Raw genomic sequence first — 14967 nt, forward strand, 5'->3', positions numbered from 1 at the left:
AGTAATTTATTCTCTTTTTAAAATAAAAAATCGCTATCAAGCCATTCAGCTTAAAGCGATTTATCCAAATTAATCAATTTTTAATGTTAATTACTTGTAAGGTAGTTTCCTTACTATTCTTTGTCTCTAGAGTGGTTGAAAATAGAATCTGCATTGTCGAAACAGTGTATAGTATCGTCAAAATCTTCATCTACATCATCTATTTTAATACCTAAAAACCTCAATAACCTGTCCAACATACGATCAACCCCTTAATCTTCGTACTGACATACTTGAAATTCTTATACTTATTTCGATGATTTTCTTTCGTTCCTACTATTATTATACATAAAAATTAGTAGAAATTCTAATAAGACGCTACCCATGCTCGATTACTGTCATATTAAGACTATTAAATCTATACAAAAGGGGTCCTTTAAATTCAGCCGTAAATAGAAACCTATTTATAAGAAAATTTATACTTGGATATAAAAAGCCCTCCTCAAAGTTATTACTATCTAACAATGAGGGGGCTTTCAATTATAATATTCATAAACGTAATAAGAACAACAAAATACTTATTCTCCAAAAGAAGTGAAAGGGGTCATTAAGTAGCAACTAAACCTACATCTAGTACTCATTAAATCTCTATGCTAACTTTTTTTGCAAAAATCCCACTACAAATGAGTTTTTTTATATAAAATAACCAGGATTCCTGTTTAACTCCCTCACCATTCGGAGTAGCAACACTGTGGAGAATAAATTTTAAAATAATCTCATTTGGCATTTCTTCATCCAGAAAATTCTCTTTTTTACCTTGTTCTATTATTGTTTGTATTATGCTATACATACCTATTTGTAATTGCTGTATTGAAGCTTTTTTATGTATAAGTACTTCAGAACCATTTTCCTGAATTTCTTTTGACTTCACTAAAATTTGTTGCAAATCTTTATATTTATAAATTTTCGTCACTAATTCATCTAACTGTGCTGTAAAGGGCAGTTGTTGATCAATTAACTTTAAGTCTATATGTATTTTCTGTAAGGCTGAAACTAAATAATCAAAAATAAGTTCCTCTTTATTATCATAATATTTATAAATTGCTGCTCTTGAAACATTCAAAGCATCAGCAAGAAGACTAAATGTATAACCTTCATACCCATACTTTAACAAAAGTATTTTGGTAGTATTAAATATTTCATCGGATGAAAATTTTCTCTCCCGTGCCATTTTAATCACCTCTATTTTTAAAGTAATGGTACTATCCTATAATATCAACAAGGTATATTATACCATTATCACCCAATAATAGCATTAACATAGTGCAAATTGTATATTCATAGCAATATATTTTTAATATTAATATCTGCCTTGTAAATATCGTGATTCCAATTACCCTCCCCGCTCTCTCTTCCATGTGCGCTGAACCAAATTAAAGAATAATTTCTGTTTAGCTTTTTTAGAAGATCAATACCATACCTATACTGACGGGCATCTTTTTCCTTATCTAACTTATTAACTTGATAATTTATCTTCCTAAGAGTTACTTCTATTATAACGAAGCATATAAAAACACAGTTTTTTTAGTGTTTTCAACTAAAAGCTAGGCTCTCATTTGCATTGGGGTTTCAACATGGTATACGATTTCTTAAAAGGCATAGCTTTCTAGTATGCCAATGATTTAAAAAGGAGAGATTGTTTATGTTCGTAGTAACTAACCGTATTAAAACGAAAAAAGGCTTTGCTGAAAAAATGGCTCCTAATTTCACTCGTCCAGGTGCACTTCAATCATTTGAAGGTTTTGTCAAAGTTGAAGTAGCTGTATGCAAAGATTTTGAAGAATACGATGAAATGAGCGTTAATATGTACTGGGAAACACTTGATGGCTTCAAAGCATGGCGCGAAAGTGATGCATTCAAAGCATCTCATAAACGTCCAGAAGCAAAACCAGGTGAAGCTCCAAAAGAATCTCCAATGCTTGGTAGTCAAATCGTTATAGCTGAAATTGTTTCACGCATTGAAGCTTCACAAGCTTAAACTTTTATTCAATAAGAAAGGCTCTAAACTGACGTTGTAATTCTCCAGCTAGAGCCTTTTTAAATTTATAATATTAATCTAATGATCCGTAGCTTACGATACGTGGTTCCCAGTAACTACCTTTTGCAACACTTTGATATTGTACTTTGTCTCCTGCTGCATGTAATACTTTATTGTTTCCTGCATATAAACCAACATGTGTAATCGTGCTACTTCCTGGTGTTGCAGTGAAAAAGATTAAATCGCCTACTTCTGGACTACTTACTTTTTTTGTAACAGCACGTTGAGAGCCACTATTATGTGGTAATGTTCCGTACCCAGCTTTTTTATATGCATAAGCTGTAAAGCCTGAGCAATCAAAACCTGATGGAGACATGCCACCCCATACATAAGGAACACCTAAATATTGACTACCTACACTTATAACTTTGTTACGAAGTGCTGAGTTTGAGCTAGAAACTGTTGTTGTTTTTTTGTATTTTTTTAAGTATGAGCTTGATACCCAACCTGTCTTACTACCATGTTTGACTTTATACCATGTTGTTCCGCTTACTGTCTTTTTATATGAAGCTGTAACGACAGCTCCCTTTTTTAGCGTAGTTATTTTCCCACTTTTCAATGATGCACTTTTACGCATATTCAATGCTGCTGTTGTTTTATATTTGCCGCTAATTTTTGTTGCTTTCGCAGTAGATGTTGTTGATTGTTTATATTTTTTTAAGTATGAACCAGATACCCAACCAGTTTTTCCACCGTGTTTTACTTTGTACCATGTTGTACCACTTACTTTCTTTTTATATGTAGCTGTTACGACTGCACCTTTTTTTAGTGTTGTAATTTTCTTGCTGCTTGTAGATGCACCTTTACGCATATTCAATGCTGCTGTTGTTTTATATTTACCTGAAATTTTAGTTACTTTTGAACTTGAAACCATCGTAATTTTGTTAGCAGAATCTTGTAAAACATTGGTTGCATTCGTTTGTGTTGGTTGTTGAGGTTGATTATTTACTAATGCTCCAAGTCCAAGTGTTAACGTCAAAGTAGTTGCTGTAATAGCTTTAAATACTGTTTGCTTGTTCATATGAATAATGTTCCTCCAATTTTTTCTTTTATAGTAGTTAATAATATTTCGATGTTTATGGGTGTATATAGCGTTTTTTTATTAATTCCACTATTAATACTAAGGAAAGTCGATTGGAGAAACAACGGCATTTCATTTACAATGTCATTACACTTTATTACAAATAACTCAAAATCCTTATACTATATCCAATTTTTAATACAATAGAAATATAAAAGGGTTAATTCCCCATTTAACATTACCCTTCATCATTACATTATTTAATTGGTGAATTCTAACTTAAAATAGTAATTACTTTTTAAAACCATGGATATTAAATGCAAAAAAACTCCCTTATGCTTTAAAAGCTAAGGGAGTTTATTATTTAATGATAGAACTAAGTTTCTTCTTGATAAATATTTAAATTGGGAGATGTCATTGAAATTCCTGAAGCGGCTCAATGTTTCTATAGAAGTCTTCTATATCCCCTCATCATCAATGTAAAATTCATGAAATTGCAGGTTTCCAAGATCAGAAGTTGGCTTAAGAGTAAATTCACAATGTAATTATTCCTTTATTTAACTAAACCGTTTAATAGTAAACGGCGTAATATCTAAATCTGTAAATCCTTTTGTAATCAGGTCGCTTAGTACTTCTCCAACAGCGCTAGCAAACTTGAACCCATGTCCTGAGAAACCAGCTGCGATGGCGATGTTATTGTATTTTGGATGGACATCTATGATGAAATCTTCATCTGGCGTCATTGTGTACATACATGTTTTGCCCAATTTCAACTCATGCTCACGTGGCATAAATTCATCTAAGAATCCACTTAGGTTTTCTACATCACCGGCAACATCACCAAATGCAAGTCTGACTTCATCTGGATTAATGGTGTCTCCTCCATCATGCCGACCAACTTTTAATCCAGCGCCATCAAAACTTGGAAAGCCGTAGTATATACTATCCTCAAGCTCGAATGTGAAAGCCGGAAAATCGGTTTGATTATAGTATCTTTCATCTACATCGTACCAAGCGAATGTTTTACGAATTGGATTTAGTGGGAGTTCTAAATCCAACTGTTTTAATAATTCCCCAGCCCAAGCACCTGCAGAAATAATCACCGAGTCTGCTGTAAATGTTGCACCATCTTCTGTATAAATTGTAACTTTGCCTGACTGTGGATGGACTTTAGTAACACGGCTATTTGTACGAATAGTTGCTCCTGCATTTATGGCTAACTCTCTATAAGCTTCAACGCATAATTCTACTTTTAACACGCCTGAAGTAGGTTCGAAACAACCAAGGAAGTTTTCTGGTAACTGCATACCTTCCCATTTTCCGTTCACCTCAGATGCCGTCATAATCTCTAATGGTAGATCAAATTTCTCTGCACTCTTAATCACATTTTTGATGAATGGAATATTTTTATCCCCAACATTTATGACACCCGTTTGAAGAAAAATGTCCTTACCTGTTTGTTGTGCAAGTTCTTCCCATAAATCACGTGCACGTAATGCAAGTGGAACATACTCTACACCTTCACCATATGCATATCGAATTATGCGTGTCTCACCATGGTGACTTCCTTTATCATGTGGTGGATTAAAGGCATCTAATAGTAAAGTCTTTTTTCCACTTTGTGAAAGGAAGTAGCCTGCAGCCATTCCCATTGAACCTGCTCCTATAACTATCACATCATAATGCATTTTCATTACCCCCTTGATAATCATAATTAATATTTTACTATGAATTTTTAGAATATTGGGGGAGTGATAGGGAATATTGCCGAAATGTACATGTTTGTTGTTAAACTTCGTAACTTGGAAAGGATTCCTCTAATTGCTGTATTTCATATATTCCACAATTTTATTATTGAATCAACATTAAACTTCCCCATTAGTTTCGCATTTTATGGCGAAAAATGCGATAATGAGGAAAACGAATATTAAGGATGACATGATGACAAAAATGATAACACTTAGAGTGGATCAAAGCTTTCTTGCAGATTTAAAAAGAGGCTATCCATTAATTTTAAAAGAGGCTGTAGTTAATACCGATATGCTACGTGAAGAAGGCGAACTTATTCGTCTTGTGGACCGTGCTAATCGCTATTTAGCAACTGGATATTATGGTAATCAAAATAAAGGAATTGGTTGGGTCCTTACGACAAAAGAACATGAAGAGATTGATGAGGCATTTTTCAAAACTAAATTGAAAACTGCACTAGATCATCGTGCTGACTTTTTCGAAGGTAGCCAAACAACGGCATTCCGTGTATTTAACGGAGAAGGGGACGGCATTGGCGGTCTAACAATTGATTATTTTGATGGTTATTATATGGTTAGTTGGTATAGTGATGGAATATATAGCTTCAAACAATATATCTACGACGCACTTGCTGAATTGGTTGAATTCAAAGCTATTTATGAGAAAAAACGTTTTGATACGAAGGGCCAATATATCGAGCAAGATGATTTCGTAATGGGTGAACCTGGAGATTTCCCTATCATTATTAAAGAAAATGGTATGAATTTTGCTGTTAACCTAAATGATGGTGCAATGACTGGAATCTTCCTTGATCAACGCGATGTACGTCGTACAATCCGTGACTATTATGCAGAAGATACGAATATGCTGAATACTTTCTCTTACACTGGTGCATTTTCAGTTGCTGCTGCTCTTGGCGGTGCAAAAGAAACAACAAGTGTAGATCTTGCAAAACGTAGCTTAGCGAAAACGATTGAACAATTTAGTGTCAATGGTATCGATTATGAAGCGCAAAATATTAAAGTAATGGATGTATTTGATTACTTCAAATATGCCGTTCGTCATAACATGAAATATGATTTAGTTGTACTTGATCCTCCTAGCTTTGCACGTTCGAAAAAAATGACATTTAGTACTGCAAAAGATTATCCGAAATTGCTAATGGACGCAATTGCTATTACGGAGAAGAACGGTATTATTGTTGCTTCTACAAACAATGCAAGCTTCGGTATGAAAAAGTTCAAGACATTCATTGATAAGGCATTTAAAGATTCAAACACTCGCTACAAAATTGTTGAACAATCTTCTCTACCAAAGGATTTCCGCGCAAACCGCGACTTCCCTGAGTTTAACTATTTAAAAGTTGTGTTTATAAAAAAACTAAATAAATAATATTTATAACCGCAGTCATCAGACTGCGGTTTTATTTTTCACTAAGAACTTTCCCTAGGTTTAATTAACCTTCTAATTCTAAAGTATTTTGTTTAATTCACTGAAATACTTTCCCCTAAATTTGTCCTTTCATTATAAAGAGTTAGGTGTGAATCGGAAAGAATGGAAAACTCAGAAAAAAGATAAACTAGATGATCGGAGTGTAGGCGGCGACTCCTTGGGGAACTAGCTAACATCTTGAGACCCCGCAGGAGCGTTTGCTACGAGGAGGCTCGCCCCCAGGAAAGCGTCCGCCAAACGGAAATTAACGGCATCGAAGAAAAAGCCATGGTGGGAACGATTAATCGTTCCCACCATGGCTAAAATTCATTTTATGGACTTTTTCAGTGATCTAAATATAGCGGCCCTTTCTCTTATTTTCACTTCACTTTAAACTGTTTGATCAATGCCATCATTTCATCAGCATTACTAGCCAAATATTCACTAATATTGCTTAACCCCTCGATGATTTGTACTTGCTGATCTGATGCACTTGCGACTCTTGTAGCACGTTTTGCATTGTTTACTACTATGCCATTCATTTGCTCAGTAGAAGCAAGAACTTCCTCTGAGCTTGCAGACATTTGTTCCACGACAGCGGAATCTTCTTGAATTTCTTCATTCACATGCTGTACGGATTGTAAAATAGCATGTAATTTTTTGCCTATTGAGCTGACTGCTACGCTACCCTCTTTCACTTCATGTGAGCTCTCATTCATTTCTTTTACTACACTTTCTGCCGTGCTACTAAAGTTTTGGAGATGTTCACGAATATCCTCAGCAGAATTGCGAGACATTTCAGCAAGTTTACGCACTTCATCTGCTACAACTGCAAAGCCTTTACCTGACTCGCCTGCTCTTGCTGCTTCAATTGCAGCATTTAAAGCTAGTAAATTTGTTTGATCAGCGATACTTGTAATCACTTCTACCATTTCTTCAATTGAGCGGAATTTTTCGGCCATTTCTGTGACATGGTCTGCTGTTCCTAATACCGACTGCTCTACATTTTTGATTTGTTCAACAACCATTTCTGATTCCTTCACTCCTGATTCAACTAGAGTGGTCATGTCAATGGATGCTTGTGAAATATTTGATGTGGAATCAGCCATTCTTTGAATCCCGACAACCATTTCTTCCATTGCATTCATCACTTCACCATTATTGACCTTTTGCTGTTCACTTCCAGATGCAATATGTAAAATGCTATCAGCAATTTCGTTATTTGACGTATGTACCGTTTGTGTAGATGCACTAATTTGATCAATAACATTTTTCAATTCTTCGGATGTATGCAGCACCTCTGTAAAAGTACCCTTTAACTTTGTCAATGATTCTGAAAACGCTATTTCAAAACGAGTAATTTCATTGTTTCCTTTAAATTTTACAGATTCTAGTTTCTGCTCAGCGCCAACAATATCACCATCAGCAAACTGGACAGCTGCCTCCTGTAAAACAGTCAATGGCTGAAGAGTAAGATTTGTAAAACGGCGAATAAGGAATATTGAAACCACTCCGATTATTAAAGTAATACCTATTACAATTGGCAAAATCGATCGTAATATCTGCGACTTTACTTCTTTTACATCACCGGCATCAACATCAACACCAATAAGTCCGATTATCTTACCATCGGCATTCTTCATAGGAACAATTGCAGATAGTAAATCACCATAGCCCTCAAAATTTTCTATTCCCGAATGATAATAACCATCCTTATTAATAGCCTTCATAATGTCATCATTAATTGTTGATGCTTCTGAACCAATCGGCGAATCATCTACCTCTTTAGGCGAACCGTCAACTAACATTTTCGCTGTTCCGCCTTTTTCTACCACTGTCATAGTATATAAATACTGGACACCATTCTTTACACGAATATCATTTAATTCATCACGTAGTTTCCAATACAATTCTGATTCTTCTGGATGATCTAGTATATCTTTAAATTTCTCAGCATCTAACTGGGTCGCAACATTTTCACCAATGTGTACAGTCTGATTCCCTATCGTCTCTTCAACAGATTTATTTGTATTTGAATACAGAGTTATTGAAAAAGCTGCAATTATTAATACGACAGAAATAACAACAAACACAAAAACTTTATTGCTTAACTTAGACATTCCTTTCATTCCTAACTTCCTCCTCTGTTCTTAAAACGGAAAATTTTTAAACCCTAAAATATATCCTTTGCATTATTTATAATATACTATAAAAAGTTATCTTTGAACTATATACACTAAAACTCCATAAGGATCTTTAGTCCTATCGGCTAGATTTCGAAGGAATTAAGTAAAATTTCAAATTTATCAAAAATAAAAAGAGCCACAACTGTAGCTCTTTAAACACCTCGTTATTTCCTATAAATTTAGAACGTTTGTAACGCTTTTTCCAAAGCCTGCATCTTATCCTCACTCAACGTACGACCAATCACGTAAATCATACTTCGACGCACGCCCATTTCAGTTAATCAAATATACCTCTCACCAATATTTTTCATTTTTTAAATAATGACTATATATGCGATTTCGTATTTTAATTCTGACATGATTTAAATTCCTTTCAATGTCTAATTCATAATTCATTCTAGCCCTAGGTATTACAACCTTCATATTCATGATAAAGAATTCTGAGGAACGAATAAAAAAAGAAGTGCCAGCTACAGTTTAATGAGCTAGTACTTCTTTTTTACAAATAGCTACCTTTACGTTTACCTACTTTTTCATGCAAGTTGTTAATGGCTGTTCTAGTATGATCTAAATACTCTATCGTATCATTATATGTACTCGTTGCCACGCACATAAATAATATATCTAAGACATGTAGCTGAGCTAAACGTGAGGAAGTAGCACCACTTCTTAATGTGGCTTCCACTTTTGGTGAAGTATATAAACAAATATCTGCCAAACTAGAGACGAGTGAATTTCCGTATCTTGTTAGACTAATTGTTGTAGCATTTACATTATTCGCAATCTCTAACACTTTAGCTACCTCATGTGTTTCTCCTGAAAATGAAATGCCTACAACAACATCTCCCTCATCAGCATTAACAACCGCTGTAGCTCCCAAATGTAAATCCGTTAAAAACATACAGTATTTATTGATACGTAAAAACTTTTGATACGCATCCATTGCGGCAATTGCTGATGCTCCAACACCAAAAAAGAAAATTCTCTTAGCATTTAACATTGCTTCTGCAGCATGCATTAGCTCTTTTTGGTCGATTAAATCCGCAGTCTCATGCAAGATTTGCATACTATGCTTTGTAATTTTATCGATTGTTAACTCTAACGGTTCATTCGGTTCAATATCACGAATGTCTATTTTTTCACGTTGTAAATCACCTGCAATTCTTAGTTTCAATTCTTGTATGCCACTTAGATTCAATGATTTACAAAGGCGAATGACAGCCGCACTGCTTGTATGGCTTTGCTTGCCAATGTCGATTGCTGTCATTTTAATTGCTTCAGCAGGGTGTTTTAAAATATATTGAGCAATTTTCCGCTCAGAAGGCGGCAAGCTAGCTTCCATTTCAGCAAGTATAAGCAATCCCGAATTCATCTTTTCTATACTCATAACCCCCTGCTTCCTTGTTTAATATTGAAGAAAGATTTCTATATTCTCTTCCTTAACTAGATATTTTTAAGTTGAATTGCTGCACGAACGTGACCTTTTGAATTTGCTAAAAGTTGTTTTGACTCATCCAAAGTTGATTGTGTTAAAAGCATAACTATCGCTGGTTTCACTTCGTAACCTGTTTTAGCTAACACTTGCTCTGCTTGTTCGTAAGTAACTTCTGTTGCCTCACAAACAATTCTTTTTGCACGTTCTTTTAATTTGTTATTACTCGCGTGTACATCAACCATTAAATTTTTATATACTTTACCTAATTGAACCATAGTAGCTGTAGAGATCATGTTTAATACCATTTTATGTGCTGAAGCCGCCTTTAATCGTGTAGATCCTGTTAAGATTTCTGGACCAGTATCTACCTCAATTGCAATATCAGTACATTCGCTAATAATTGAGTTTGAATTACTTGTTAAACTCATTGTTTTAGCACCGACAGAACGAGCATACACTAAAGCCCCTTTTACGAAAGGGGTACTACCGCTTGCCGCAATACCAATCACCACATCACGTTCTGTTAAACCATGTTCTTTTAAGCTGGATTGCCCCCACTGTTCATCGTCTTCAGCTCCTTCTACGGCTAAGACAACAGCATCGATTCCACCTGCTAATATTGCCTGGACTACTTCTGGTGATGTACTAAAAGTAGGAGGACATTCCACTGCGTCTAACAAACCAATTCTCCCGCTTGTTCCAGCACCTACATAGAATAATCGCCCCCCTGTTTCAAGAGAATGATATACAACCTTAATAGTTTTTTCGATTTTTGGTAGTACCTTTTCAATAGCTAGAGGAATTTTGAGGTCATCCTGATTCATTAATTTAATTATTTCAGCTACAGACATTAAATCTAAATTGCTCGTTTCCCTATGATGCGCTTCTGTTTGCAGTTTAGGCTCTTGCTTCATAGATTTTCAATTCCTCCTAATCTTATTTTCAAGATCAACTTTCATCCATGTTTGTAACAGCTCGACTTGCATTTTCTTTGTGATAGGAATGCTCATATCAAGAAGTGCTAAAGTAAATGCACCAACTACTGGTGATACATATGGTTTAATTAATTCATTTTCACCTGAGACTAGGCTTAGAGACTGCTCAAATTGACTAAAAAAATACTCATTTTCAAATAACCCACCACATACAACAATTGGTAATGACTTAGCACTTTCTTCTCTTGAGTATATAATTCCCAATAAGTGCACTAGTTGCGCTACAGCATCAAATACGAATCGACATGCTACATCGTTACCTCGTTCTGCCAATTTCAAAACAGTCTTTGCAATAGATGACACTATCAAACGCGGCTGTTCCTGTTCATAAATTTTCGTAATGATGTCTACGGTATTATTCAGTTGAAGATATTTGAGAACCTCTTCTGAAAATTCATCAAGCTCTTCATTTAAATCATAGAGTTGTGAGATATGACTTAATGCTTGTGTTCCAATATAATAACCACTACCTTCATCGCCAAATAAATAGCCCCATCCCCCTGCTCGGCGGATTTTGCGACCATCTTCTTGTACCAAATAAGCAATAGAACCGGTACCCGCTATTAAAACTAATCCATCCAATTTAAATGTGCCGCTTACCAAGGCAGCTACTGCATCATTAGTGACTTGAATTGTACAATGATACGATTGAAAATACTCTTGTATCCATTCATTCCAGCAGACGGAATCTTCCTCACGATCACCACCCGCTGCACATACAAATACAGCTTTGACCTCTGCTTTTTGAATAGCGGATTTTTCTAACAACTTATCTAATAGAAGGCCTATTTGGATTTTCACTTTTTCTTTTGGAGTAGCTTTTATATTCGAGCTTTCACCAGTTACGAGAGCTAGAATCTCGCCATCGCTATTGCCAATCACCACTTGAGTTTTAGTACCGCCACCATCTATTCCAATAAAATAATGTTTATTTAACTGCACCTGCCGTCAGTCCTTCCATAAACTGCTTTGAAGCGATGAAAAATAGTAAAATCATTGGTAATGAAGCCAAAGTTAAGCCTGCAAATAGCGAACCCCAATCTGCAGAATGTTCACCAAATAATGACATCATTCCTACAGGGATCGTCATTTTCGCCTTTTCCGTAATAAAAATTAATGGGAAGAAAAAATCATTCCATGCAGATATAAAATTAATAATAACTACAGTTCCTAAAGCAGGTCGCATAATTGGCAAGAGCACATGCCAGAGTATGCGTATATTTCCTGCACCATCCATTCGAGCTGCTTCCTCCAATTCGACAGGCATTGTACGGAAAAAGCCTGTCAAAATAAGCATCGTTAACGGGATCCCTGTTGCAACATTCATAAAAATTAATGACCAAAGTGAATTAATTAAGCCTAAATCTCGCATCAAAATAAATAATGGTACAATCCCTAACTTAATCGGTATCATCATTCCTAATAAGAAAATAAAGAAAATGGCATTAGTCCACGAAAATTTAAAACGCGCAATATAATAAGCTGCTAAAGAGCACACAATGATAATTAAAGATACTGATACAACGCTTACTATGACACTATTCATAAAGTAAGTAGTAAAAGGAACTTTTGATAATAACGTCCGATAAGTATCTAAGTTAAGACTTGTCGGTAGACCTAAAGGATTTTTAAAAATTTCTGCACTCGTTTTGAATGAAGAAAGAATCATTAACAAAATCGGATACAAACTAATTGTCGCTGCAACAAAAACAACAATATAATAGAAAGGTTTAGTCCAAATAGTGCCTTGCTTCATATCTTCACCTCTCACATTTCAACGTCTTTTTTGTTCATCATGCGTAAGAAAACCGAAGTACATATTAAAATAAAGCAGAATAAGCATGTCGCTAAAGCCGATCCTAATCCTATAGAGGTGCTTCCCGAAGCAGTCGAACTGCCAAATGCTAACCTATAGAAAAACACTGCTAATGTATCTGTAGAATAATAGGGTTCACCCATCGATCCCTGCATAGCATATATAAGTTCGAAAGCTTCAAACGATTGAATGAACGTCAATACGCCCATAATCATAATGGAGGGAATCATTAATGGTAAATAGATTCTAGACAACATTTTAAAGCCCTTTGCTCCATCTAATCTGGCTGCTTCAATAAGTTCACTTGAAATCCCTTGAAAACCGGCCAAAAAAATAAGAACACCAAATCCAATACCAAACCAACAATTCACTAGAATAATAACAATAAGAGCTGTATCCGGGTCACCTAACCATGCTCTTTGCAAACTTTCTAGGCCTAGCTTTTCAAGTAAAACATTCACTGTACCATAGTTTGGATTTAAGATGAGTTTCCATAAAAAGCCGACTACAATAACAGAGAGTACCCTTGGTAAAAAGAAAGCAGCTTTGAAAAACTCTGAACCTCGGATTCTTTTATAGATGATAAAGGCTAAAAAGAAAGCCAGACCATTCATCACAACCATCTGTATAATAAAATAAATTCCATTATGCTTAAAAGCATTCCAAAACATAGACCCATAAGGTTCTTTTGTAAAGAGCGTAATGAAGTTTTGAAGCCCTACAAAATTGCCTCTGTTCATCCCATTAAATTCAAAAAAACTATAGGATAGGGCAGCCATTATTGGATATAACACGAACATTCCATAAATGATTAATGCCGGTATAGGAAATAAGTGAATTGTCCACTTTGACCAACTCCGTTTCTTTTTTATCGATGGAGCTGTCCCATTTGTCATATACCATAGCCTCCTTTATGTAAATTGAAACAATTGGCCCTCACCTCTTTTCAGTGAGGGCAATTATTATTTATTGAAACGGCTTAAACCATGTTTCGGCATTTTCTTGCACTTTTTTTGCTACACCATCAACTTTCACATCACCCAAATACATTCCTTGCAGTTCAGTTTCAAGTACTGTTTTCGTTGTTGGGTCTCCACCTGTAAAATTAGTAACCCACATATAAGGTGTCGCGTTAGATTCTACTGCTTTACTAAGATCACTTAATAGAGCCTGATCAGAAGAAATGCCAGGCATTGCACTAATCATTGAGAACTCTTTTACAAATAGTTCACCAAATTCTTTTGTAGTTAAAAATTCTAAAAACACCTTTGCAGCCTCTTTATTTTTTGAGTTGGCATTCATAGCAAATGAGCCATCAACCCATGTTGTAACAGTTTTATTGCCTGCTTTAGATGGCATGGGGAAAAAGCCAAAATCTAAATCTGGATTCATTTCCGAAACAACGGGGATTTCCCAACTACCTAAAGGGAACATGGCTGCTTTTTCTAATGCAAACTCAGTTCGAATATCATCCATTCCTAGACCCTCTGAGTTTTTAGGGAAGTATTTCTTCAAATCATTCATCACTTGAATTGATTCTTTAAACTTTGCATCTGTGAAATCTTTTTCACCAGCTAAAACTGACTTGTAGAAATCATTACCCTCATAAACACCTGGCCCCACAATGCCGTGAAGCAAAGATAATAGCCAACTTTCCTTTGTACCCATAGCGATAGGTGTGATACCTTTTGCCAGAAGTTTGTCATTTAATTGAATGAATTCATCCCATGTATTTGGAACATCTAAACCTTGCTCTTTGAAAATCTTCTTATTATAGAAGAATTGAGTAGAGCTCAAATTAATTGGTACCCCATACTGATTACCTTCTGCATCTCGAGAAGCTTGTAGCGCTTCTTCCGAGAATACATTTAACCCATTTAAATCGTTAATTTTTTCTATGAATCCTGATTCTGCTAGTTTTAAACCAGCAGCATATGGACGTAAATGAATAATATCTGGACCTTCTCCCGCTTGTAATGCTGTGTTTAATACCGTATTATATTCTGTGTTTTTTGTAGGACTGAAAGTGACTTTAATATCTGGATGTTCCTCGTTGAATAATGCGATTACTTTTTCATATTTTGCTACATCTTCTGTACGCCAGCTACCAATTGTCAGTGACACTTCCTTTGAAGATTCGGATTCTTTATCTCCCTTGCTCGTGTCATCAGATTTGTCTTTTGAGCCACAGCCAGCTAATACGATTGTCAACAAAAGTACAAACAAAAAGAACCACCTATTCAATACTTTCATGTCT

At 35.3% G+C, this 14967-nt stretch carries 13 protein-coding genes; 2 read left to right on the plus strand and 11 right to left on the minus strand.

The genetic code is table 11. The features are described 5' to 3' along the window. Window positions 1-113: 113 nt before the first annotated feature. Both ACQKM9_RS07730 and ACQKM9_RS07735 read right to left on the minus strand, forming a co-directional pair. The gene (locus ACQKM9_RS07730) at window positions 114-239 is read right to left on the minus strand and encodes a hypothetical protein (RefSeq protein ID WP_281173079.1); all 126 of its coding nucleotides are present in this window, start codon (window positions 237-239) and stop codon (window positions 114-116) included. Between the two features lie 380 nt (window positions 240-619). Continuing rightward, the gene (locus tag ACQKM9_RS07735) at window positions 620-1210 is read right to left on the minus strand and encodes a TetR/AcrR family transcriptional regulator (protein WP_427733800.1); all 591 of its coding nucleotides are present in this window, start codon (window positions 1208-1210) and stop codon (window positions 620-622) included. 471 nt (window positions 1211-1681) lie between these two features. Between ACQKM9_RS07735 and ACQKM9_RS07740 the strand changes: the two genes are divergently transcribed. Further along, the gene (locus ACQKM9_RS07740; RefSeq protein WP_427733801.1) at window positions 1682-2017 is read left to right on the plus strand and encodes a heme oxygenase; all 336 of its coding nucleotides are present in this window, start codon (window positions 1682-1684) and stop codon (window positions 2015-2017) included. A 73-nt stretch (window positions 2018-2090) separates the two neighbouring features. On the opposite strand, the gene ACQKM9_RS07745 is transcribed toward ACQKM9_RS07740, so the two are convergent. Both ACQKM9_RS07745 and solA read right to left on the minus strand, forming a co-directional pair. Further along, window positions 2091-3098 carry an SH3 domain-containing protein gene (locus tag ACQKM9_RS07745; protein WP_427733802.1) on the minus strand — a complete coding sequence of 336 codons (1008 nt, stop codon included), beginning with the start codon at window positions 3096-3098 and terminating at the stop codon, window positions 2091-2093. A 557-nt stretch (window positions 3099-3655) separates the two neighbouring features. Next, window positions 3656-4786 (minus strand): N-methyl-L-tryptophan oxidase, encoded by a 1131-nt coding sequence (solA, locus tag ACQKM9_RS07750; protein ID WP_427733803.1) that lies wholly within the window; start codon window positions 4784-4786, stop codon window positions 3656-3658. 253 nt (window positions 4787-5039) lie between these two features. Between solA and ACQKM9_RS07755 the strand changes: the two genes are divergently transcribed. Next, a complete protein-coding gene (locus ACQKM9_RS07755) occupies window positions 5040-6239 on the plus strand; it encodes a class I SAM-dependent rRNA methyltransferase (protein ID WP_427733907.1) in 1200 nt (399 codons plus the stop codon). Between the two features lie 419 nt (window positions 6240-6658). Here the strand turns inward: ACQKM9_RS07755 and ACQKM9_RS07760 are convergent, their stop codons facing one another. The 7 genes from ACQKM9_RS07760 to ACQKM9_RS07790 form a co-directional block, all read right to left on the minus strand. After that, window positions 6659-8407, minus strand: a complete 1749-nt coding sequence (locus tag ACQKM9_RS07760) for a methyl-accepting chemotaxis protein (RefSeq protein WP_427733804.1) — start codon at window positions 8405-8407, stop codon at window positions 6659-6661. A 556-nt stretch (window positions 8408-8963) separates the two neighbouring features. Then, the gene (locus tag ACQKM9_RS07765) at window positions 8964-9845 is read right to left on the minus strand and encodes a MurR/RpiR family transcriptional regulator (RefSeq protein ID WP_427733908.1); all 882 of its coding nucleotides are present in this window, start codon (window positions 9843-9845) and stop codon (window positions 8964-8966) included. 62 nt (window positions 9846-9907) lie between these two features. Beyond that, window positions 9908-10813 carry an N-acetylmuramic acid 6-phosphate etherase gene (gene murQ, locus ACQKM9_RS07770; protein ID WP_427733805.1) on the minus strand — a complete coding sequence of 302 codons (906 nt, stop codon included), beginning with the start codon at window positions 10811-10813 and terminating at the stop codon, window positions 9908-9910. A 6-nt stretch (window positions 10814-10819) separates the two neighbouring features. Next, window positions 10820-11836, minus strand: coding sequence for an N-acetylglucosamine kinase (locus tag ACQKM9_RS07775; protein WP_427733806.1), 1017 nt, complete (start codon window positions 11834-11836; stop codon window positions 10820-10822). Next, window positions 11823-12650, minus strand: coding sequence for a carbohydrate ABC transporter permease (locus ACQKM9_RS07780; RefSeq protein ID WP_427733807.1), 828 nt, complete (start codon window positions 12648-12650; stop codon window positions 11823-11825). The genes ACQKM9_RS07775 and ACQKM9_RS07780 overlap by 14 nt, the downstream gene beginning before the upstream one ends. Window positions 12651-12661: 11 nt before the next feature. Beyond that, window positions 12662-13606: a carbohydrate ABC transporter permease gene (locus tag ACQKM9_RS07785; protein WP_427733808.1), complete on the minus strand. Its 945-nt coding sequence runs from the start codon at window positions 13604-13606 to the stop codon at window positions 12662-12664. A gap of 70 nt (window positions 13607-13676) precedes the next feature. Further along, on the minus strand, window positions 13677-14963 hold the full coding sequence (locus ACQKM9_RS07790) for an ABC transporter substrate-binding protein (RefSeq protein ID WP_427733809.1): 1287 nt from the start codon (window positions 14961-14963) through the stop codon (window positions 13677-13679). Window positions 14964-14967: the final 4 nt, after the last annotated feature.

It is taken from the genome of Viridibacillus sp. NPDC093762 (assembly GCF_050279675.1).
Classification (GTDB): domain Bacteria; phylum Bacillota; class Bacilli; order Bacillales_A; family Planococcaceae; genus Viridibacillus.